The following is a 22,552-nucleotide window of genomic DNA, read 5'->3' as shown; positions in this document are numbered from 1 at the left end:
TTCAGTAAACGCAATGATTCTGAATTACATCTGGATAGGCTTCTTTCTGGTCAGTTTTGCGGCAGCGGTATTGCAGTTTTTGTTTCTGGGCGACACCGAAGTCTTTAAGCGCATGATGGACGGCACTTTTGAATCCGCCCGCATTGCGGTGATGGACATCGCCTTGCCGCTGGCAGGCGTCATGACGCTGTGGCTGGGCCTGATGCAGGTTGGTGAAAAGGCCGGCGTGGTGGCGTGGCTGGCGCGTAAAATTGCGCCGTTTTTTTCGCGGATTTTCCCCGGTGTTCCGGCAGATCATCCGGCCAATGGCCATATGGTGATGAACTTTTCTGCCAATTTACTCGGTCTGGATAATGCAGCGACGCCATTCGGTCTGAAAGCCATGGAAAGCCTGCAAAGCCTGAATACAGACAAAGAAACCGCCAGTGACGCGCAGATCATGTTTCTGGTGCTGCATACCTCCGGCCTGACCCTGATTCCGCTCGCGATTATGGCGCAGCGTGCGGTGCTGGGCGCGCAGAATCCGTCGGATATCTTCATCCCATGTCTGATTGCAACCTATGTGGCCACGGTCACCGGCATGCTGGCCGTGGCGATACGCCAGCGCATCAATCTGTGGGACCGTGTTTTGCTCGGTTGGCTCGGCGGTATCAGCGCGGCAATCGCAGCAATGGTCTGGGGTATGAGTGAATGGATGACGCGCGCCGAACTGGAAACCTTTTCCAAAGTCAGCGCCAACTTCCTGCTGTTACTGATCATTACCGGCTTTATCATCGCTGCCATGCGTAAAGGCGTGAATGTTTATGACACCTTCATCGAGGGCGCAAAAGGCGGCATACAAACCTCGCTGACGATCATCCCGTATCTGGTCGGCATGCTGGTGGCGATTGGCTTACTGCGCAATTCCGGTGTACTCGGCCTGATTGTGAAAGGCTTTGAAGCCCTGTTCGCCGCATTCGGCTGGAACACAGACTTCGTGAATGCCTTGCCAACCGCGCTGATGAAACCCTTATCCGGCAGCGGCGCACGCGCCATGATGGTCGACACCATGAAAACCTTCGGCGTGGATTCATTTGCCGGACGTCTGGCCTGCATTTTCCAGGGCTCTGCCGACACCACCTTCTACATCGTCGCCCTGTATTTCGGCTCGGTCGGCATCCGCAAAACCCGCTACGCGATTCCTATGGGCTTGCTGGCAGATCTGGCAGGCGTGATCGCCGCGATTGGCGTGGCTTATCTGTTCTTCCATTGAAATCTGAACGAAGCGGGCAGGGCAGCGCAGCCACGGACGGCATCCGGCTGCCCGTGCTGCCGCGATGCTCCGCACGCCAGCCTCAAACAACCCCGCAAAGCCCCGAAAATGCCCCAAATGCGGTGTTCAGCACAGCGATCCGGCGGTCGTCGGCGGAAAGTCTGCTTCTCCGAAACAGGGTGATGCGGAGTTCTGCATAATCTGTGGCTGATTGCTGTGCAGGATAGCGGGAAAATTTCCCGCGGATAAAAAAACAAAACCGGCTTTGATGAGGGCCGGTTTTGTTTTTCAGGAAGATGTAGGGCGACTTATCAGTCAGTTCTTCTCTTCGCGTCATCTGTGAATGTGAACACGCGGCATGAGAAGTCGACACGGGGGATATTGATAAAATGGGTTTTAGTACCCGTGACTAATCTGATCAACCAATTTTAAAATATCCGGCAAACGGTATTTCCCGCGCATTTGCTGGATACGCTGCTTAGCCTCTTCTAATGTCATGCCCTTGGCAGAAATGAATAATGGGCGCGTACTTTGTCCTCGAAATAGTTTTGCTTCTTCAGGGTTTCCTAAATAGGCTGACTTTGCTACGCCAATCACGGGTATAGCGCCATTTAATTTTTCCCACAACTTTGCGCCAAGTCCCGGCGCCTGTGATTCGCCCAAGCTGACGTGACCATCAATCACGATACAGTCGATAGGTTCATCTACTGACTCCAGCACTTTTTCAATACAAGGCAATTCGCGTCGAAAAAATTGTCCCGGAACATACTCTTCCACTTCTGGTATGTCCACCACGAATTTCTTGTGGATGGTTTCGCTTTCCCAGTCATGGAAAATAGCCCCAACTGCCTTAGCGCCATTTTCTGAATATCCAACGTCTACGGCTAATATCATTGAACTGCCACCTCATTGCAGGCTTGTACTTTCTGGTTACACTGAATCATATTTTTTGAAATGATCTAGCTGAATTTAGCTTGAATTGATTCCATTCCGGCAAGCGCTGCTTTCAACAGTTGCAGCCTATGCACATCCTTCTCTTGAATATCAAAATTCCTGAGCAACGGGCATTTTGCAAGAAGCGTTATTCCGCTATCGGTAATGGATGTATCAACGATACATATTTTTTTTGTCTGCATGAGCATGCCTGCCTCACACATATTTCCGACAAAAAAGTCATCGATATCTTCACCAACTAGCCACACTTCTTCAGCACATTGCAGCGTAAAAAGGTCTGATACGTTGCGCACGGGAAATGCTGGTGATTTGCTGGCGATACGACTAAATTCGCCGAAAAAACCACGTCGGCTACCAATCCCTTTAAGATGCCCATCTTGTGAATACGTCAAAGCACCATTAAAAGAATCTCTCCTCCAGATACTGCAGCGTTTCAAAGCCCCATCTCTGTACCATTCATATATTTCGCTATAATCAGGGGTATATTGTTCGTAACGCAACAATATGCCATCGTTACTCCACCAGGTGTCTGAAATTACATCCCCCTCGATCAACAGGGCTTCCCTTTCGCAGTAATCCTTCTCAAATGAGTAGGCAATCCCGCTGTAAGGTTTTCCGTCGAAACACGGTATTTCGTAATCTGACATACCGGCAGACAAATCAACGTGAAGAAGATCACTGCGGTCATCGAAATAAGGCGATAAATAGGGCTTGTCCAGCCGCCCATCATGAACTAACCACGCGCGGACGGTCTCATCGTCAAACCTTTCATACGACACGCCTGAGAATAAGTTTCCTTGATAGTAAAGGAGCCCATTCACGTTGGTCATTTCACTCAGAAGTATGCGTTTCATTCAGATGTTTCTGTGAGGGGGAACTGATTATTTGTGGTCCAGGTATTCCGCGTCATTTGAATACGAGAAGTACTGGTCTCCATGTACACAGTTCCCATTTGATTAACCGGTTTGCATGTTACAACGTTCACATTCCCGTTTGCCAGTGCTCCGGAAAAATTGCACGATACAAAATTGCGGTGTGGTTGCAAGAGTCGGCGCCGACATTGCTGATGATATCCTGCACCGTGCTTCAACCACAGCGTGAAGCCCCAAAAATGCCTCAAATGCGGTGTTCAGCACAGCGATCCGGCGGTCGTCGGCGGAAAGTCTGCTTCTCCGAAACAGGGTGATGCGGAGTTCTGCATAATGTGTGGCTGATTGTTATGCCGGATAGCGGACGAATTTCCCGCGGATAAAAAACAAAACCGGCCCTGAGAAAACCGGTTTTATTTTTACTGGCAAGCGGATGTGCGGCTTATCAGTCAGCTGAGCTTCCCCCTCCCATGAAATTCATGATGTTCATCAGAGCAGTCCCCTTTTTTCTAAGAAGCCACATTTTTGTGGTTCCATAGTATTTCGAGTAATTTTAATTTTAATAATTTTGATAAAAAGGCTATATTCCACACCGCCGTATTTTTTAATTCAACCGCCTGTATATACCCCAAATATGAAGAAAAAAATCAAGAATTCGCTTTTAGCGATCTGCGTGCTTAGCCTCGAATCGTTGGCTGCAACTCAGGTATTTGCGCAGGAGGCTGCGTGTGAATATCAGGTTTTATCAAGCTTGCCGGTCTCATTTAGAGATGGAAATTCCCTGCCAGTCATTGAGGGCGAAATCAATCAAAAGCCGGCAACATTATTATTGGACACTGGTTCAAGCCTGACGTACATCATGCCGGAAGCGGCAGAAAAACTTAATCTTCGTGTTGGAAAACCCAGCGGTACCGCAAAGGGTATTGGTGGGGCAGTCAGCAGTTCAGTGACCAAGCTCAACAGTCTGGCAATAGGTAATATCCGCGTCGATAAGCCTTACCTGTATGTATTGAATGGCATGGGCTTCAAACCCTATTTTGATGCAATTGCAGGCGCAGACTATTTATTGCAATCAGACTTAGAAGTCAACTTACAGCGAAAAGAAATTAAATTTTACCGTGCACAGAATTGCACAACCTATCCGGCGCCAGAATGGGCGATGACGGCTGTCCCATTTTTTCCAGTTGACAAAGACGATGATCGACCAAGTTTTATCATCACGATTAATGGCGAAAAATTTGTCGCCATTGTCGATACAGCGGCCGAACGCTCTACGTTAAGTACGGTTGCCGCAAAGCGTATCGGGATAGACCCTTCTTCCGGTAGGCTGACACAAGGAGATTCGGCCGTTGGTGCAGGCACAGGAAAAGAGAAGTCCTGGAGGACGACGCTGGATGAAGTAAAAATTGGTGAACTGATTTTCAAAAATCAAGAGATAACGGTCAATCAGCTTCCTGTTAGTGATAACCAGATAATCGAAATTTTACTGGGCAAAGATTTTTTAATGCATCACCGTGTACTGTTTTCTATGGGTAGCCGTCAGCTTTATATCGCCACATATCCCGCGAAATAAGTCAGTCGTCAGTCATCAGCAGAACGCACAGTCTGAGCGTTCTGCCGCCTGAGCCGTACTGGGTATTTGAGAGAGTCTTTTGTCTGATTCAGGCCGGTATAGGTTGATTTAGAGTTGTTAATTACAGTATTTACTTCCGCTGGTGGCAAGTGGACTAACAACTTCATTCAATCCAGAACAATCTCCGTACCCATCGGGCAGCCTGCTTCGTGAACTGCTACGTGTGTTTGCCTGATACAACCCCGTAAAGTCCTGAAAATGCCCCAAATGCGGTGTTCAGCACAGCGATCCGGCGGTCGTCGGCAGAAAGTCTGGCTCTCCGAAACAGGGTGATGCGGAGTTCTGCATAATGTGTGGCTGATTGTTGTGCCGGACGGCGGATAATTCAGAGTGGATAAAAATCAAAACCGGCCCTGACAAAGGCCGGTTTTGATTTTTCGGGTAGGGGCAAGGGTACGGGCATGTGATCCGTCGCCCGTGTTCACATGTCAGTTTTTCGGAATCAGCGCCGTTTTGTAGACCGGATATTGCTGGTAAGCCGTATCCCAGGAGCTGTGGCGGCGGGCGAAGAATTCGAGGCGTGCTGCAGGGTCTTTGGCGAATGCCGGATCGCTGCGCAGTTTTTGTTCGAATTGCTTGCGTAATTCCGGATCGGCTGCCAGTTGTTCGCGGGCGACGTCTTCGGCGACATAGGCTTCCATATATTCCTTGCGTTCGAAAGCCTGATTGAAGAAGCCCCAGCTCAGCAGAGAGTCGGCGGAAGCCGGATCAAACAGCGTTGCTACCAACGCTGATTTCGGTTGGGCAGAGGGGATGAAGATGCTGCCGCGGGCGAACTGCAGTTTCTGATCGGCAACCCACTGACCTTTGACTTCCAGCGGTTGACGGCCTTCATATGAAACAGGACGGAAACTGGCTTTTTCGGTCTGGAAACGTTCAACGCCAACATCTTTCCAGCCGCTGGTCAGGGCTTGAAACTGGATGCCGTGTGCGCGCAGTTTTTCGACCACCATTTTCGCCCACGCCGCTGGTACAACATAGCCACCTTCGGGCAGACGGGCGAGTTTGTCCGGTACGTTCTGATCGCGCAGTTTCACGCGCCAGATTTGCGGTTTGCTTTCATCGTAGCGTGTCATCAGCGCGCCGGAAATATCCGACTGGGTGCGGGTGTAAGCATAGCCACGGAATTCCACGGTTTTGTAAGCATCGGTGGTGCGGTAGCTGACCGGAACATCTTTGCCCGCCATGCGCATCGCCTGCATATCCGCTTCTTCGGCCATTTTTTTCCATTGCATGCCTTGCTGGGCGACCTGATTCAGGACTGCATGCAGGGTGTTGCGGGTAATGCGGACGCGGGTGGCGTAGTCTTTCCACGAATGGGTTTCGACCAGAATGCCAAAGCGGTTACGCAGCATGAAATAACCGTTGGAAAAGCGTGCGCCCGGTACTTCATCCGTGAAACCGGACATCGGATCGTCTTCCTGATTAAACGACATATAAAACGGTTGCGGCAGGGAACCGGCTTTGCTCAGGTCCTGCAAAACGGCTTGTTGCAGCATTTGTCCGGCGGTGCGCAGCTTTTCATCGCCGGCATGCTTCGGTTCAATCTGTACCGAGATATCGTGCTCGAATTTGGCGCCGTCAGTCACGTGCAAATCGATAGTCACCAGCGGGTCCCACTGGTTCACCAGACGCAGCATGGCTTGCATTTCCGGTGTTTCGGCCTTGGCGTAATCGCGGTTCAGATTCGCATTCTGTGCACTGGTGCGCCAGCCCATTTCTTCCGGGCCGCGCTGGTTGGGACGGTTCCATTTGCCGAAGCGTTCATGCCCGTCGACGTTGAACACAGGGACGAACATCACGACTTGTTTGTCCAGTACATCGCTGGACGGGTTTTCAAATAATTCACGCAACACCAGAAAGCCGGCATCTTTGCCGTCAATCTCTCCGGCGTGAATGCCGCCCTGAATTAAGGTGACCGGAATCTGTTTTTCTTTTACCGATAAGGGCGTCAGTGCGCCGGTTTTGCTGGCGATCAGCACCAGTATCGGGCGGCCTTCCGGCGAGCGGCCGATCTCCTGACAGCGCACCCATTTCGGGTAATTTTTCTGGAAGTTTTTACACAGGGTATCAACTTCTGTGTAACGGCCGGTTTTGGTGAACTGCGATTTTTCCGCCACTGTCACCATGTTTTCAGCGGCCATTGCCGCCGGTACTGCAAACAGACAAGCCAGCGCCGCTGGCAATAACTTATGCATCATCATCGTCAATCAACAGAAAGTACGAACCGGAAACCGGCCGGGCGCGTCGGTGCGCCGTGAATCAGGAGGGATGGCCGCTGTGGCCTGTCCGGCAGAAAAAGCCGCCCGACGTGCAGTCAGACGGCTCAGCGGATCAAAAGTTCATTGGTTCATTGTGGGTGTATGCGTTGCTGCCACCAGCGTGCTTTGGCCAGCAGCGCCTGCTGGTCCAGCGTTTGCAGTTCGCGGTTGACCAGTAAGGCTTTGCCGCGTACCCAGGCGTGGCTGACTTGCTCGCGTCCGGCAGCGTAAATCACATGCGATACCGGATCAAATACCGGCTGGGTTTCAATTGCCGATAAATCAATCGCGATCACATCGGCTTGCTTGCCAACAGTCAGGCTGCCGGTACGGTCTGCCAAGCCAAGTGCTTTTGCGCCATCCAGTGTCGCCATGCGCAGCGCAGTATGCGCATTCACTGCGGTCGGATCGCTGGACTGTGCTTTCGCCAGAATCGCTGCGAGGCGGGTATCGGCCATCATATCCAGCTTGTTATTGCTGGCCGCGCCATCGGTACCGATACCGATATTGATACCGGCTTGCTGCATTGCATGCACGCGGGCGAAACCAGACGCCAGTTTCAGATTGGAAGCCGGATTATGGGCAATATGCACGCCGTGTTTTGCCAGCAGTGCGATGTCTTCGTCTGTGGTGTGTACCATGTGGGCGGCGATCAGTTGCTCGCTTAGCAAGCCGAGTTCCGCCAGACGTGCCAGCGGACGTTTGCCGTACTGGCTGATGCTGCCCTGAACTTCGTCATTGGTTTCGTGAATATGGCAGTGAATACGCACGCCTTTGTCCGCCGCCATCGCAGCGACTTTGCGGAAAGTATCATCGGCAACGGTGTAGGGCGCATGCGGTGCGAGTGTGAAGCCGATGCCAGCCTGTCCACGGTATTCATTGATCGCATCTTCTGCTAACTGCAGATAACCAGCGGCATCCTGCGCATAGCCTGTAGGAAATTCCAGAATGCTGCAGCCAACCACGGTATTCATGCCGGAAGCGATACCTGCGCGCGCCACCGCTGTGTGATGGAAATACATGTCATTGATTGTGGTCGTGCCGCCGCGCAGCATTTCCGCCATCGCAAAGCTGGTGCCGTCGAATACAAATTCGTCGGAAACATGGGCTTTTTCGGCGGGCCAGATATGGTGATTCAGCCAGTCCATCAGCGCCAGATCATCGGCCAGTCCGCGCAGCAGGCTCATCGCTGAGTGCCCGTGCAGATTGATGAAGCCCGGTGTCAGCGCGTGATTCGGCAAATCCTGATGGATTGCATCCGGATAGCGCAGTCGCGCTTCTTCAGATGGCAGAATGGCTTCGATCAGGCTGTCATTCATCACCAGCGCATGGCCGGTCAGTACCTGACTGGCAGGTTCAACCGGAATAAGATAAGCAGGGTGCAGGCATGTTATTGTCATTGTGTATCCTTTTTGTGGCCCTGCGCAGCGGTTTGCGGCGTATGTGCAGATGCTGTGTGGCAGGGCAAAATCGTGCCTCATTATATAGAAGCTGATTCAAAAATACCTGTTGCATGCCTGCAGGCAGAAGTCGGCTGCAGCAGTACCGTATTCTTGCGGTATGTGCAGGCGTCTATTCTGATTGTTACAATTCGGGCATAACTTATCCTTTTCCGGAGACATTCTTATGCGCTTGTACAGCTATTTCCGCAGTTCTGCCTCGTATCGTGTGCGTATTGCACTGAATCTCAAAGGTATTTCTTACGAGCATGCCGGTATCCATTTGCTGCGCAACGGCGGGGAGCAGTTATCGGAAGCCTATCGTCACATCAATCCGGAAGGACTGGTGCCTGCGCTGGTCGATGACAGTGCGGACAGCGAAGTCATTCTGAGTCAGTCACTGGCGATCATTGAATATCTGGAAGAAACCCATCCTGAGCATCCTTTGCTGCCGCAGGATGCCGCCAGCCGCGCAGCGGTACGCGCATTTGCATTGTCGATCGCCTGTGAAATTCATCCGGTCAATAATCTGCGTATCCTGAAATACTTATCGCAAACGCTGGGTGCCAGCGATGAACAGAAAAATGCCTGGTATAAACACTGGTGTGAAAGTGGTTTACAAGTGCTGGAGCAGCGCCTGCAGCAACGCCCGGTGCAAACGCCATTTTGCTTCGGTGAACAGCCGGGACTGGCGGAATGCGTGCTGATTCCGCAAATTTTTAATGCGCAGCGTTTTCAGTGTGATTTGTCGGCCACGCCTTTGCTGATGGCGGTGTATGAGCGCTGTATGGCATTACCTGCATTCCAGCAGGCGCAGCCTTCGGCGCAACCCGATGCGGAATAAAGCGGTACTTTTCCGCGCTGAAAATAAAACAGCCCCGGTCACAACGGGGCTGTTTTATTTTGTATCGCGGATGTTGTTACAGATAAACAGATTCAGCTGGCGAAACTATTGGCTTTGTGTGCATCACCAAGAATGTCGCTGAGTACGGAAATCAGTAATGAGCGCGTGAGTTTGGATTTGGTGGTGTAACCGTCAATCGAAAACTGGTGACTGACCTGATCTTCCGGTGCATAACCCGGCTGGCCGGTGCGTAACACAATTTTGATGTCATGCTGATTCATTTCACCGCGAATCACTTCCACCAGACGTAAGCCTGCATCCACCGTTTCCATGACAACGTCCAGCAAAATCAGGGCGACATCAGGAATGCTTTGCAGTAACTGTCTTGCTTCGCCCGCAGAGTAAGCATGCAGGAATTGCAGCGGACGTCCGTGTATGCGTACACCGCTGAGTGCCAGCAGTGTGGTTTCGTGGACGTTTTTATCGTCATCCGTGATCAGGATTTTCCAGGGCGTGAGTTCATTTTTGTGGATGGAGTCGTCCGCTTCTTCATCAGCAAAGCTGATCAGATCGTCGTCCGTTTCGCATGCAGACGAGATGCCATCCTGCAAAATCAGCGAAGGATGTGCTGTCAGAAAATAGTCGCTGCCAAATGTCAGATTGCCCGTGGATTGCGTGCAGCGCTTACTTATCAAGCCGGGCGTTTTACTGTGTTGTGACATCATCAGTGTGCTCCCTGGTGCTTGGATAAAGTCCTTTTACTAATCCATGATATGTGAACTGCATCCCTTAATCAAGCGCTGCTGACATCGCTTTGTGGCTGAAATACTTCATTACTACGGGTTCCGGTGTGAAGCAATTGCGCATTGGCAATGTATCGCAGTGTTACTGCAGGCGCTGAAAAGTATCAAAGATTAACGATGTTCAAATGCGGGGAACTTTCTCGTGCAATGCAGCATCATAAGCGCAGTAATGACTCAATCTGACTAAGATGAAAAACCAAAAAGCCAAGATGCCAAATACTTCTAAGCGTATGCTGACATTGGCAGTGATGATGACACTGCCGGTATTTGCACATGCACAGCAAGCACCTGAAACACCGGTAAAGGAAGCACCGAAAAAAGCCGCTGACGTAAAGAAAGCAGTGCCGGATACAGGAGCCGTGCAAAAAGTTGAAGTGCAGGGTGCAAAGGGTTACGACGAGCGTCGTCAGGACACTGCAACCAAAATCGTTGTCACGCAGGAAGAAATCGTTCGTTTCGGCGACACGACTGTCGGTGATGTGCTGAAACGTTTGCCGGGCGTCACAATTGGTGGTGTGCAGGGACGCGGCGGTGAAATCCGTATGCGCGGACTCGGTGCTGGTTATACGCAGATTCTGCTGAATGGCGAGCCAAGCCCGCCGGGTTTTTCGCTGGATTCGATTTCACCGGATCTGATTGAACGCATTGAAGTCATCCGCGCTGCAACCGCAGAACTGAGTACACAGGCGGTTGCCGGTGCGATTAATATCGTTCTGAAGCGCGCAATTCAGACTGCGCAGCGTGAAATCAAAGCCGGTGGCCAGTCAGATGGTGGTAAGTACGGTGCCAATGTGAATTTCCAGATATCTGATAAAGCCGGTGCAATGTCGTATTCTGTCTCCGGTAATCTGAATCACGGAAAATTTGAGCGTCCTTCTTATTCCACAACACAATATTTCGATACGACCGGTAAACAAACAGGTAATCAGCGCACAGATTCAAACAACTGGGGCACGTTTGACGGACTCGGTATGTCGCCACGTGTTAACTGGAATTTGCCGAACGGTGACATCATCACCAGTCAGAGTTTTATCAATGCGAACCGCTTCAGAGGTTACAACTCAGAAGTGACTTCCGCACCAAGCGGCCCACAGCCGCAGTATCTGTCCGATATGCAGCGCGTTACTTCTGAATTTGCGATGCTGCGCAGCAATCTGAACTGGATACACCGCATGGCAGACAGTGCCAAGCTGGATGTGAAGTTTGGTGTTAACCTGAATAAACGCGAATCCGATGTGGATCTGGCAGGCTTCGGGAACAATGGCGCATCGATTCTGAATCGTAGTACTTCATCGACCGGAACGGCGAAAGGCTGGACAACCAGCGGTAAATACAGCGCACCTTTCATTGAAGATCATTCCGTTGTTATCGGTTGGGATGCAGAGTATTCCAAGCGCAATGAAACACGTACGCAGGCTGATGTTGTCTCGGCAGATCCGGTCACCGGGAACAAGTTAACGCCGATTAATCTGAACGAAGATTTTGATGCAACGGTGTCACGTCTGGCTTTGTTTGCGCAGGACGAATGGAATGTTACCAAGCAATGGTCGGTATATGCCGGTCTGCGCTGGGAAGGTCTGGAAACCAAGAGCTCCGGTAATACTTACGCGGATGTGAAAAACCGTTCCAGCGTATTCAGCCCGATTCTGCAAACACTGTACAAACTGCCTGACAGTAAAAATGATCAGTTGCGCTTTGGCCTGACCCGTACTTACAAAGCACCGGATACCAATTCGCTGATACCGCGTCGTTTCCTGTCGACAGACAATAAACAAACCAATCCGGACTCCACCGGTAATCCGAATCTGAAGCCGGAGCTGGCATGGGGTCTGGATCTGGCTTACGAACATTACATGCCACAGGGCGGTGTGCTGAGTGCCAGCGTGTATATGCGCAAGATCACCGATGTGGTGATTACGCAGCTGAATCTGATCGATGGTCGCTGGGTATCGATGCCTGCAAATGCCGGTAACGCAACCACCAAAGGCATAGAGCTGGATGCGAAGATGCCATTGCGTGCACTGATGGAAAATGCGCCATCTATTGATCTCCGCGCCAATGCTTCGTTTAATTTCTCGAATCTGAGTTCTGTACCTGGTCCGAATAATCGTCTTGCTTCACAAACGCCGGTCAGCGCAAACGTTGGTGTTGATTACAAAATCGACGGTACGCCGCTGACGGTCGGTGGTAATTATGGATATCAGGGTGCGGGCGAAGTGCGTATCGCTGCAGACCGTACTGCTTATGCAACACCGAAGCGCGTTGTGGATGTATATGCATTGTGGAAATTTGATCCGAAAACCAGCCTGCGTGCTTCGGTATCGAACTGGCTGCATCAGGATAATCTGTCGCAATCGACCTACTACAATACTGCCGGTTCGATTGTGCAAACGAACTACACACCAACGACCGTGACGTTCCGCGCGATGTTTGAACATAAGTTCTGATTTCAGATTGCTGAAAACCTGATCTGAAATTCGATGTGTACGATGATGGTGCGCATCAGAATGCCGTAATAGCTTGCCCCCGTACAGCTTGTCTGTCCGGGGGCAATTTTTCAAAGTTTTTCATGACAGTACCGCCATCATCGCCGATAATGCCGGACTGACTTTTTACAGGGTACAGCATGAACGATGCACTGGTCATCGGTCCGTTCAGCACCAGCTGGCTGGAACTGATTTCTTTTCTGTTGTCGGTGGTGACGGTCTGGCTGAATGTCCGCCAGTTGCACTGGGCATGGCTGTTTTCGATCGCATCCTCGCTGATGTACGGCGTGGTGTTTTATCAGTCTGCGCTGTATGGCGATATGGCTTTGCAGATCGTATTTGTCGCAGTGTCCGTGCAAGGCTGGATCTGGTGGTTACGCGGTATCGAGCAGCGCGCATTGCCGGTAACTGCACTGACGCAGCGCGGGCAGGTTGCCGTGTTTGCCAGCTGGGGCTTATCGTTTGTGGCGATTGCCGCCGCGTTGCGCATGTACACCGACAGCGATGTGCCATACAGCGATGCATTTCTGACGGCAGGCAGTCTGGTTGGGCAGTATCTGCTCGCAAAAAAGCGGATAGAAAACTGGCTGATCTGGATTGCAGTGGACGTGTTGTACGTAGGTTTGTATCTGTATAAAGGTTTGCAGCTGACCGCGGTGTTATACGGTATTTTTGTGTTGATGGCAGTACAGGGGTGGAAACGTTGGAAGCAGGACTTACAGAATTAAGTAAACCGGTTCAGAAAATCGTGATCGTCGGTGCGGAGTGCAGTGGGAAAACCTCACTGGCAAAGGCACTTGCGCAGCATTACAACACGGTGTGGGTGCCGGAATATCTGCGTGACTTTGTCGCGCAGCATCAGCGCACACCAAAAGAACATGAGCAGATTGAGATTGCCCGTATGCAGGTGCAGCGCGAGGCAGAGTTATTGCCGCAGGCAAATCAGTTCCTGTTTTGTGATACTTCGCCGCTGATGATTCGTTTATACAGCGAACATTATTTCGGCAAAGCCGATCTGCCATTGTTTGAGCTGGCTGCATCGCACACCTATGATTTCACCTTGCTGACATCACCGGATTTCGCATGGGTTGATGACGGTTTGCAGCGCGAATCGCCTGCTGTACGTCAGCGCATTCACGACAAACTGCAACAGGAACTGGAAGAGCGTGAAATCCCGCATTTGCTGCTGGCAGGTGGTATGCAGGAGCGGCTGGATCAGGTCGCGTTTGCGATGGATTTTCTGATCGGCGCCTGAGTTGATTACCGGTTGTTGCTGTTCAAGCCGCTCGCTGAGCGGCTTTTGTTTTTCTGGCTTTCGGGCTGAAGACCGTTTTAAGCTGAGTCTGACGGGCAAAGCCCGTTGTTGCATCCAAAAGTGCCGTCAAAGGCCATTTTTCAGTGTAAATGCGGGTTTCAGCATAGCGATCTGGCGGTCGTCGGCAGAAACGCTGGCGCTCCGGAAATCGCACATGCGGATTTTTGCACAGTCACAGCATTCAGGGAGTGCTTTATTTTTTTGCTGTGTCGCCCGCCGGAGCATGCGCAGGGCGATGATTTCCCGCAGTGTTTGCAATGCATAAGTTTGCTGACACTCAAAACAAAACGCCCGCGATATTGGCGGGCGTTCTGTTTTGTACTACTGCGATCAGCTCGGAATTATTCGTTTTCCATCAGGCTGCGCAATTGTTCTGCTTTGCCTGGTGTACGCAGTTTCTTCATCGCTTTCGCTTCGATCTGACGAATACGTTCACGCGTTACTTCAAACTGTTTGCCGACTTCTTCCAGCGTGAATTCGGTGGAGGTTTCCAGACCGAAACGCATACGCAAGACTTTCGCTTCGCGCGGACTCAGGCCATCCAGTGCTTCTTTCAGTTTCGCATTGACCGATGCCTGCATTGCTGCGTGCATAGGCGACATCGTATTGCCGTCTTCGATAAAGTCGCTCAGTGCGGAATCACCATCGTCACCGATTGGGACATCCAGCGATACCGGTTCTTTAGAAATTTTCAGAATTTCACGGACTTTGGATTCCGGTAAGCCCATTTTCTCTGCGATAGCAACCGGTTCCGGTTCCAGACCAGTGGATTGCAGCAACTGGCGGCGAACACGGTTCATCTTATTGATGGTTTCGATCATATGTACCGGAACGCGGATCGTGCGTGCCTGATCCGCAATCGCGCGGGCGATTGCCTGACGAATCCACCATGTTGCATAGGTCGAGAATTTGTAGCCGCGACGGTATTCAAATTTATCGACCGCTTTCAGCAAGCCGATATTGCCTTCCTGAATCAGATCCAGGAATTGCAGACCACGGTTGACGTATTTCTTCGCAATCGAAATCACCAGACGCAGATTGGCCTCAGTCATCGCCTGTTTGGCTTCTGCAGAACGTTTTTCACCGGCAATCATCTGACGGTTAATATCGCGCAAATCGCTCAGTGGCAGTTCAACGCGGTTCTCCAGATCAATCAGACGGCGCTGTTGTTCGCGTACCGCATGGATATGACGGGACAGCGCAGCGGCGTAAGGCTTGCCGGAAGCCATTTCCTGTTCAAACCAGTCAGGATTGGTCGCGTGTACTTTGATCATGCTGATGAAGTATTCACGCGGCATTGCGCAACGGTTCACCACCAGATCCATCAGTTGCTTCTCTGCTGTACGCAACTCTTTCATTTGCTTACGCAGGGTATCGCACAGTTTTTCTGCTGTTTTGGTTGTGAAACGAATGGTTTGCAGTTCTGCCGTAATCGCACGCTGGGCTTGCTGGTAAGCGGCAGACTGATAACCGTCCATGGCACGCGCTTCTTTGAGTTTTTCAAAGTTGCTGGCAACGAAACGCAGTTTTTGCATTGCTGTCGCTTTCAGTTGCGCCAGTTGTTCGTCGCTGATGCCGCCGACGCTGTCGGAAACATTGTCATCTTCGCCAACATCGTCATCCAGATCATCGCCGTCGTTCAGCATCAGGCTGGTGTTTTCGTTTTCTTCGGCAGCGATAAAGCCATCGACAACGTCGTCCGCGAGGATTTCATCTTTTTCGATGCGGTCGGCAATTGCCAGAATTTCAGAAATCGTGACCGGGCAGGCAGAAATTGCCTGCACCATGTCTTTCAGACCTTCTTCGATACGCTTAGCGATTTCAATTTCACCGCTGCGTGTCAGCAATTCCACGCCACCCATTTCACGCATATACATACGGACAGGGTCAGTGGTACGACCGAAATCAGAATCCACAGTGGCCAGCGCAGACGCGGCAACCGTTTCTGCTTCATCGTCGCTGACATTGCTGACCACGGTATCGGTCAGCAGCATCATTGCTGCGTCCGGCGCCTGATCGTACACAGCAATACCCATATCGTTCAGGGTGCTGATCACTTCCTGAATCATTTCCGCATCCGCGACTTCTTCCGGCAGATGGTCATTGATTTCAGCGTGGGTCAGGTAAGTACGGTCTTTGCCCAGACGGATCAGTTTCGCTAATTGCTTGCGATAGTGTTCCAGACGGGCGGCTTCCGCTTCCGGGGTATCTTTTTTGCGGGTGCGTGCACGGGCTGCCAGTTTGATTTCAGCAGATTCCGCGGCATTCAGCATCGCGATTTCATCGCCTTCGTTATCCGCATCCACGGCTTTACGGCCGCGTTTCACATCTTTCACTGGTGTCAGCAGTGCTGCGGCATCGACTTCGCTGAAGCTTGCCACGACAGGTTTTGCCGGTGCTTCGGCAACAACCGGACGTGTTACCGGTGTTTCTGCGCGCAGACTGACTGCAGGTGCAACCGGCGTAACAGTTGCCGCAGACATTGCCGGTGCGGCTGGCGCAGGAGCGCTGACAGGTGCAATGATGGCAGGCTGTTCAAAGCGGGCGACAGGCGCTGCAGGTGCAGGAGTGCTTACCGGTGCAGCTGCACGCACTATAGTGCGTGTCGGCGTGGCGCTCACAGGTTTCAGTGTTTTGACTGGCGAAGGTTCTGCAAAGCGCGAATTACTGATGCGTGCTTCTTTCTTCACAGTGCTGCCCGCAACATTGCGGTTATCTTGTTGCTGATCTGCCAGCAGTAATTTTTTAGCAGGTGTTGCCAGTGTTTTACGAATCACTGCAGCACGCGGTTTTTGCAAATCATTGCCGTTCAGTGTGTGCAGTTCCGCGCGCAGATCGGCACGAATTTCGGCTTTCACTTCCGGTTTAACCGGTTCAGGTTCTGCCGGCGTCACAATAGCAGCCATGACTGCAGCAGCGGCATCCGTTTCCGGTGCCGCAGTTTCTGCGGTCAATTCAGGTGCAACCGGCTCAGCAGGAATCTGCAGGCCAGCGGAAGCGAGTTCGCTTTCCGGCAGTTGTGCCATGGCTTCAATTTCTTCGGCAGTCCAGGCTTTCGGCGCAGCAACGGCGGCGGTTGCCATAGTCTGGATGCGCACCTTGCGGCGGGTAATGACAGGCACAGCGCCGGATGCGTCAGCGCCTGCAACCGTTTCAGGTGCAGCGTCTTCCGCAGGGGCAGGTGTTGCAGCAACGGCAGGTGCTGCGCCACGGTTCAGCTGTAAGGTCTTTTTACCAAGGGTAAGCGTGGAACCTGTTTTTGCATTGGCAGTCGATGAGTCAGTTAAGCTGTTTTTCATGTAACAAATTCAGTACGGCAACAAAGGGCTAGTCAAGTGAGCTTGGCAATAGCGAGATGCTGCAGACGATCAAAGTTGCAGATCAACGGCAGACACGGACGAAAAAGCCCGCTGAAAATTAGCGGGCTACGCTGACAAAAAAGCGGAATCATCTTACTCGGTTATCCGCGCAAGATTTTTGCGCGAGGGCGAGATTATCCTAGTCTTAGCCTTGCCTGACAAGCTTTGTCTGGTAAATTGCAGAAATCGGAAAGGGCGTAATTGTATAAAATTTTTGCGACTTCGTGGGAAAGCCTTATGCCGTAAGGGCTCGCGTAGAGTGCAATTGCCGGAAATTATGTTAAATCATGTAAAACGTTTTGTCGGTTTCATGACCATCTGATCAGATTTTGCTGGCGGTTGGCATATCATTTTGTTATGTTGAATGCATTTTTGTTACGGAGCTGAAGTATGAAATGCCATCAGATCAGACCGGCAGTCCGGTACGGTGCCTTGTTATTGCCGTTGCTGTGCGCTCAGAATGCACTGGCGAAGGCGCAGACGGTACAGGTGAGCGCAACGCAGGATGCGCGGAAGGTTGTTACAGATTTCGCGCCTGAAGCCGTTATGGAGCGTTTTGAGGTCAAAGACAGTCAGGGCAAGGTCTGGCATTACCTCGCGCTCACGGAAGGTGAGCCGGGCGCACTGATTTTTGAAGATGGCAAACTCAGCGGCAAACTCAGCCGTCGCGACGCTGCGGCGTTTTACAGTTGCCGTGGATATGCCACAGCGACCCGCCGTCACTGGGGCGATGATGCAGATGCGTGGCTGAAATCACTGGTTACGCGCGCAGAACCTGTGACGGAACTGAGCATTACGCTGCCGGAAAAGCCGACCTGGCGCAGTATTGTTGAAGTGGCACGCAATCCTTCGCTGTCAGATCTGGAGTCGCTGGTCAGCATGGGAACCAATCCGTTGAATATTATCCGTAAGCTCAGCTCTGCCCGGGACAATATGGCAGAGCGCGAGGCTTATCAGAAAAATGCGCAGCGCCTGAAAGCAGTAACTACCGGCGCAAAAGAGTTACAGCTGGCAGAAATTATTCGGCCAGAAGATGTTTCGTTTGTTCCCGGCGGACTGGTGATGGCGTACCCGAAATACACCGTGGAGTTTTTTGTGAGCGCAGGACAAGTCCGCCTGGTTCAGCAGCCATCGTTTAACTATTTATCGAAAACCCGCGCTGCATTGTTTTACGCTGCAGGCATGAACTGGGATCGCTGCACGCCACAGCAATGGATGCAGGCACCGGCGGAGTGATGCTCGTCTGATTTCACCGGCAGGCGGAAAAAAAGCGCAGATTGCATGGTCTGCGCTTTTTTATTGCTGTGATGCTTTGCGATGCGCTGTATGTCCGCAAATTACTGATAGAAATTAAGCGGTTTGCCATCGCGTGTGGTCACGCTGTTCAGTTCGCGGAAAATGCGCGCCTGTATCGCATCCGGCAAACGCACAAAATCTGCCGCGCTGACCAGACGGTCGCCGTTCATAAACGCCCACGTAAAAAACTGCAGTGCAGTGCGGGTTTGCGCCGGACTTGCAGTTACTTGCGGCAGGATGATAAAGGTGCCCATTGTGATCGGCCAGCTTTTCGCCCCTGGCTGATTGGTCAGCGTTTCATCAAATCCGCCTTCTGATTTCCAGCGGCTGTTATTTAATGCAGCGGCAAAGCTTTCGCCGCCGGGACTGACAAACTTGCCATCCTGATTCTGCAACTGGGCTGCATCCAGTCTTTCCTGCAGCACATAGTTGTAATCGATATAGCTGATACTGTAGGGCGTTTTCTTCAGCATGGCAGCGATTCCGCTGCTGCCTTTGGTGGCGCGGAAATGTGTCTGCCAGCGAAGCACAAAATCGCGCCCGGTTTCTGCTTTCCACGCAGGGCTGATTTTGCTCAGATAGTCACTGAAGTTATAGGTCGTGCCGGACCCGTCTTCGCGTACCAGCACTTCAATAGCTTTCGCCGGTAAACGCAATTGCGGATTGGCAGTTTGCAGGCGGGTATCATTCCATTGTGTGATTTTTCCGGAGAAAATCTGTGCCAGCAAGTCACCGGTCAGGCGCAGTTCCTGTGACTTTACGCCGGGCAAATGATAGACCACTGCCACGCCGGAAATGGCTGACGGAAATTGCAGTAAAGCGTGGCGTTTCAGTTCAGTCGCCGGTAAGGCAACATCGCTGGCACCGAAATCGGTTTTGGCTTCTTTTATCTGCCGTATGCCGGAAGACGAACCGCTGGCCTGATAAGCAATTTTGCTGCCTTTTGCTTTGCCGAATGCATCAGCCCACAACTGATACAGTGGTGCGGCTGCAGAAGAACCTGCACCCTGAATATCCTGCGCAAACACAGCACTGCTGAAACTCAGTGCTGCACTGAATCCTATAAAACTGAACAACTTTGTTAACATAAACCGGCTTTCTTGCGCTGCTTTTGCTGACGCTGCTGAAAAGGCGTGATTATGACAGCGCTGATGCTGAAGCAAATTCGGAAATCTGGCGGCTGGACAGGGTGAGTTGATATATCCGCTGGTTAGAGTGCGGCGCTGAAGCTTTTTTCTGATGAATTTGATACTCTTTGGTAACAAGCTTGTCATGCCATGCGGTTATGCTGTTACCGGGTGCCGGAATGGTTTATATCAATTGATGATTTGTTTATTTTGACTGAGGATCTTATGGCAGTAGCGACGAAACGGAATACGGCAGCAGCAGGTGCTGCCAGCAGACAAAGGTCTGCGGCTGTGAAAGACGATCAAAAGAAAACGGAGGCCGTCAAAGCGCCGGTGAAGGCACCGGTGAAACTGAAAGTCGCCAAGTCAGCGCCAAAGCCGGCTAAAACTAAACTGGTGCGTGACAGTTTTACGATGCCTGAAGATGAATATGCGATTCTTGGTGCCACCAAAAAAGCATGTCTGAAAGCCGGTGTCGAAGTGAAGAAAAGCCAGTTGCTGCGCATCGGTTTATTGTTACTGAGCCAGACAGAAACACCTGCGCTGAAAAAACTGATCGCCGAGTTGCCGGTGCTGAAAGCTGGCCGCCCGAAAAAAGACCGCGATTAAACAGCGCTTTACTGTATTACTTCTTCTGCTGAGCAGCGCGGACACCCTGGTGTGCCTGCGCTGCTGCATTTCTGTTTGTATTGTCCCGCCAGCACTTTCTGCTCTCGTATACATCACGTTTCCCCCTGACCGGTCGCCTGTTTTCTGAGCACTTGTTGTATTTTTTGCCTGTCATTAAACTGCAATCAAAACGTCATCGTCCTGAAGTAATCCCTCATTAATCTGTGCCTGTCAGTCAAGCACATTTATGAGCAAAAGGACAATTCATGCGATTACTTACGATCCCGGCCGATGCAAATCCGAGTTTTTCCAAACTGAGCCTCAGTCTGGCAACCACACCGGAAGAAATCCGGGAAGTGCAGCGCCTGCGTTACAAAGTATTTATTGAAAGTATGGGTTTGTCGGCACTGGCGAATGCCGAGGGGCTGGATCAGGATGAGTTCGATGATCACTGCGATCACTTGCTGGTGCGCGACAGCAAAACACTGAAAGTGGTGGGTACTTACCGTATCCTGGGCCCGAATGCCGCACGTACCATCGGTCGTTATTATTCCGAAACAGAATTCGATTTATCGCGCCTCGCTAATCTGCGTTCCGGTATTGCAGAAGCAGGCCGTGCCTGTATCCATCCGGATTACCGCAGCGGTGCAGTGATTATGATGCTGTGGGCGGGTATCGCGGCTTACATGCGCCGTGAACGGTGCTCGCATCTGATTGGTTGCGCCAGTATCAGCCTGACTGATGGCGGTGCGAATGCGGCGGCGATTTACCGCAGCCTGACTGAGAAAGAAATGTGTCCGCTGGAATATCGCGTCAGCCCCTTGCTGCCTTTCCCGCTGGAGGGCATTGATGCGCAAGCCAGCGATGCGCGGATTCCGCCGCTGCTGAAAGGCTATCTGCGTGCCGGTGCATGGATTTGCGGCGAACCGGCCTGGGATCCTGATTTCCACAGCGCCGATCTGTTTGTCATGCTGCCACTGGCAAATCTTGATGCCCGTTACGCCCGTCATTACGGAACCGGTGAGTAAATGCTGATGAAGGCCGACCGCTTCCTCGGGAAAAAACTGCACAAGGTCAGTAAAAAAGATGTGCTGAAGTACCGCACGATCTGGATTTCTGACCTGCATCTCGGTACCACCGGTTGTCAGGCGGCGCGCTTGCTGGAATTTTTAAAAGCCACCGAATCCGAAACCCTGTATCTGGTCGGCGACATCATTGATGGCTGGCAACTGAAACGCCGCTGGTACTGGGATCAGACCCATAACAACATCATTCAGACGGTGTTGAAGAAAGCGAAAAAGGGGACAAATGTGATTTTTGTTCCCGGTAACCATGATGAATCGGTGCGTCAGTTTATTGATCTGAATTTCGGTGGTATTCAGATTCGGGATGAGCTGGTGCATACCACGGCCGACGGTCGCCGCTTGCTGGTGCTGCACGGCGACCGCTTTGATGGTGTAATTGCCTGCGCCAAATGGCTGGCCTATCTGGGAGACAGCCTGTACACCATGATTCTGAAATTCAATCAGATCTACAACATCTGGCGCGCCCGCGCCGGTTTGCCTTACTGGTCCTTGTCACAATATCTGAAGCTGAAAGTCAAAAATGCGGTCAGCTACATCACCCGATTTGAAGATGCTTTAGCCGAAGAAGCACGTCGTAAAGGCTTGCACGGTGTGATTTGCGGCCACATTCATAAGCCGGAAATCCGCGATATCAACGGCATTTTGTACTGCAATGATGGCGACTGGGTCGAAAGCTTGTCCGCACTGGTCGAAGATGCTGCCGGTGAGCTGAGTATTGTGACCTGGCACGACGTCGTCTATCAGCAATTACCGAAAGATCCTGAAAGCGGTGCACCGGCGCCGGTCAGTGAAGGCATGATTGCCTGACAATGGCTGGCTGGCTTGCGTCTGCCGGGCTGCCTGCGGCAGCGCGCTGGCAGGCGTTGTGATGGATGGACTTTGCGTGTAGTTGTGCAAGTATCGTCATTTACACTTTAGCGAGGCCCGGACTTTCTGCCGACGACCGCCAGATCGCTATGCCAAAGTCCGCATTCAGGGCATTTTTTGCCATTTCCGGCAGTTTCCAAACCTTCGCTGACGAACCTTGCGATTGGCTCCGCTCCGCAGCACCTGTCACGCCGGTAAATGCATTCCGCGCCGGATGGATTTGCAGGCAAGGCCGCAGCCAAAATATCGTGCGAGCAGCAATAAGCACCGGTATCGCTGAACGAAACCGGTGCCTGCATTGCAAACTGTGTGAGTTACTGAAAGCCGCGGCAGATTGCTTGCCGGGGCAAAGA

18 protein-coding genes are annotated in these 22,552 nt (G+C 51.8%); 10 read left to right on the top strand and 8 right to left on the bottom strand.

From position 1 onward, the window contains the following. The first annotated feature begins 13 nt into the window (after positions 1-13). The gene (locus tag KDM89_RS03845; protein WP_212686637.1) at positions 14-1,252 is read left to right on the top strand and encodes a nucleoside recognition domain-containing protein; all 1,239 of its coding nucleotides are present in this window, start codon (positions 14-16) and stop codon (positions 1,250-1,252) included. A gap of 82 nt (positions 1,253-1,334) precedes the next feature. On the opposite strand, the gene KDM89_RS03840 is transcribed toward KDM89_RS03845, so the two are convergent. The 3 genes from KDM89_RS03840 to KDM89_RS03830 all read right to left on the bottom strand — a co-directional run bounded on the left by KDM89_RS03840 (position 1,335) and on the right by KDM89_RS03830 (position 3,060). Next, entirely contained in the window at positions 1,335-1,589 is a 255-nt protein-coding gene (locus tag KDM89_RS03840; RefSeq protein ID WP_212686636.1) for a hypothetical protein, read from the bottom strand. 59 nt (positions 1,590-1,648) lie between these two features. Then, positions 1,649-2,146 carry an endonuclease V gene (locus KDM89_RS03835; RefSeq protein WP_212686635.1) on the bottom strand — a complete coding sequence of 166 codons (498 nt, stop codon included), beginning with the start codon at positions 2,144-2,146 and terminating at the stop codon, positions 1,649-1,651. A 65-nt stretch (positions 2,147-2,211) separates the two neighbouring features. After that, complete coding sequence (locus KDM89_RS03830; RefSeq protein ID WP_212686634.1) at positions 2,212-3,060, bottom strand: hypothetical protein; 849 nt, start codon at positions 3,058-3,060, stop codon at positions 2,212-2,214. A gap of 649 nt (positions 3,061-3,709) precedes the next feature. Between KDM89_RS03830 and KDM89_RS03825 the strand changes: the two genes are divergently transcribed. Then, the gene (locus KDM89_RS03825) at positions 3,710-4,648 is read left to right on the top strand and encodes a retroviral-like aspartic protease family protein (protein ID WP_212686633.1); all 939 of its coding nucleotides are present in this window, start codon (positions 3,710-3,712) and stop codon (positions 4,646-4,648) included. A 488-nt stretch (positions 4,649-5,136) separates the two neighbouring features. Here the strand turns inward: KDM89_RS03825 and KDM89_RS03820 are convergent, their stop codons facing one another. Next, the gene (locus tag KDM89_RS03820; RefSeq protein WP_230427659.1) at positions 5,137-6,912 is read right to left on the bottom strand and encodes a M14 family metallopeptidase; all 1,776 of its coding nucleotides are present in this window, start codon (positions 6,910-6,912) and stop codon (positions 5,137-5,139) included. A gap of 146 nt (positions 6,913-7,058) precedes the next feature. Then, positions 7,059-8,369, bottom strand: coding sequence for a TRZ/ATZ family hydrolase (locus tag KDM89_RS03815; protein WP_212686632.1), 1,311 nt, complete (start codon positions 8,367-8,369; stop codon positions 7,059-7,061). A gap of 226 nt (positions 8,370-8,595) precedes the next feature. Between KDM89_RS03815 and maiA the strand changes: the two genes are divergently transcribed. Next, positions 8,596-9,252 (top strand): maleylacetoacetate isomerase, encoded by a 657-nt coding sequence (gene maiA, locus KDM89_RS03810; RefSeq protein ID WP_212686631.1) that lies wholly within the window; start codon positions 8,596-8,598, stop codon positions 9,250-9,252. Between the two features lie 92 nt (positions 9,253-9,344). Here maiA and KDM89_RS03805 read toward each other — a convergent pair whose 3' ends face one another. Beyond that, the gene (locus tag KDM89_RS03805) at positions 9,345-9,977 is read right to left on the bottom strand and encodes a response regulator (RefSeq protein ID WP_212686630.1); all 633 of its coding nucleotides are present in this window, start codon (positions 9,975-9,977) and stop codon (positions 9,345-9,347) included. A 266-nt stretch (positions 9,978-10,243) separates the two neighbouring features. Between KDM89_RS03805 and KDM89_RS03800 the strand changes: the two genes are divergently transcribed. The 3 genes from KDM89_RS03800 (at position 10,244) to KDM89_RS03790 (ending at position 13,796) form a co-directional block, all read left to right on the top strand. After that, entirely contained in the window at positions 10,244-12,502 is a 2,259-nt protein-coding gene (locus tag KDM89_RS03800) for a TonB-dependent receptor plug domain-containing protein (RefSeq protein WP_212686629.1), read from the top strand. A 179-nt stretch (positions 12,503-12,681) separates the two neighbouring features. After that, positions 12,682-13,269 carry a nicotinamide riboside transporter PnuC gene (gene pnuC / locus KDM89_RS03795; RefSeq protein WP_212686628.1) on the top strand — a complete coding sequence of 196 codons (588 nt, stop codon included), beginning with the start codon at positions 12,682-12,684 and terminating at the stop codon, positions 13,267-13,269. After that, positions 13,245-13,796 carry an AAA family ATPase gene (locus KDM89_RS03790; protein WP_230427658.1) on the top strand — a complete coding sequence of 184 codons (552 nt, stop codon included), beginning with the start codon at positions 13,245-13,247 and terminating at the stop codon, positions 13,794-13,796. The genes pnuC and KDM89_RS03790 overlap by 25 nt, the downstream gene beginning before the upstream one ends. A gap of 401 nt (positions 13,797-14,197) precedes the next feature. Here KDM89_RS03790 and rpoD read toward each other — a convergent pair whose 3' ends face one another. After that, on the bottom strand, positions 14,198-16,339 hold the full coding sequence (rpoD, locus tag KDM89_RS03785) for an RNA polymerase sigma factor RpoD (RefSeq protein WP_230427678.1): 2,142 nt from the start codon (positions 16,337-16,339) through the stop codon (positions 14,198-14,200). 1,266 nt (positions 16,340-17,605) lie between these two features. Here rpoD and KDM89_RS03780 point away from each other — a divergent pair. Further along, positions 17,606-18,451, top strand: coding sequence for a hypothetical protein (locus KDM89_RS03780; protein WP_212686627.1), 846 nt, complete (start codon positions 17,606-17,608; stop codon positions 18,449-18,451). Positions 18,452-18,552: 101 nt separating this feature from the next. Here the strand turns inward: KDM89_RS03780 and pstS are convergent, their stop codons facing one another. Beyond that, complete coding sequence (gene pstS / locus KDM89_RS03775; RefSeq protein ID WP_212686626.1) at positions 18,553-19,599, bottom strand: phosphate ABC transporter substrate-binding protein PstS; 1,047 nt, start codon at positions 19,597-19,599, stop codon at positions 18,553-18,555. 264 nt (positions 19,600-19,863) lie between these two features. Here pstS and KDM89_RS03770 point away from each other — a divergent pair, with 264 nt between their 5' ends. From KDM89_RS03770 to KDM89_RS03760, 3 genes are all read left to right on the top strand, one after another. Next, positions 19,864-20,247 carry a hypothetical protein gene (locus tag KDM89_RS03770; RefSeq protein WP_212686625.1) on the top strand — a complete coding sequence of 128 codons (384 nt, stop codon included), beginning with the start codon at positions 19,864-19,866 and terminating at the stop codon, positions 20,245-20,247. A gap of 266 nt (positions 20,248-20,513) precedes the next feature. Further along, a complete protein-coding gene (locus tag KDM89_RS03765; protein ID WP_212686624.1) occupies positions 20,514-21,275 on the top strand; it encodes a GNAT family N-acetyltransferase in 762 nt (253 codons plus the stop codon). 6 nt (positions 21,276-21,281) lie between these two features. After that, the gene (locus tag KDM89_RS03760) at positions 21,282-22,139 is read left to right on the top strand and encodes a UDP-2,3-diacylglucosamine diphosphatase (protein ID WP_230427677.1); all 858 of its coding nucleotides are present in this window, start codon (positions 21,282-21,284) and stop codon (positions 22,137-22,139) included. Positions 22,140-22,552 lie beyond the last annotated feature (413 nt).

Origin of the sequence: Cognatundibacterium luofuense (assembly GCF_018139685.1) — a bacterium.
Lineage (GTDB): Bacteria > Pseudomonadota > Gammaproteobacteria > Burkholderiales > Burkholderiaceae_D > Undibacterium > Undibacterium luofuense.
The sequence above is the reverse complement of the archived record's forward strand: the minus strand, read 5'-3'. Positions and strand labels throughout refer to the sequence as shown.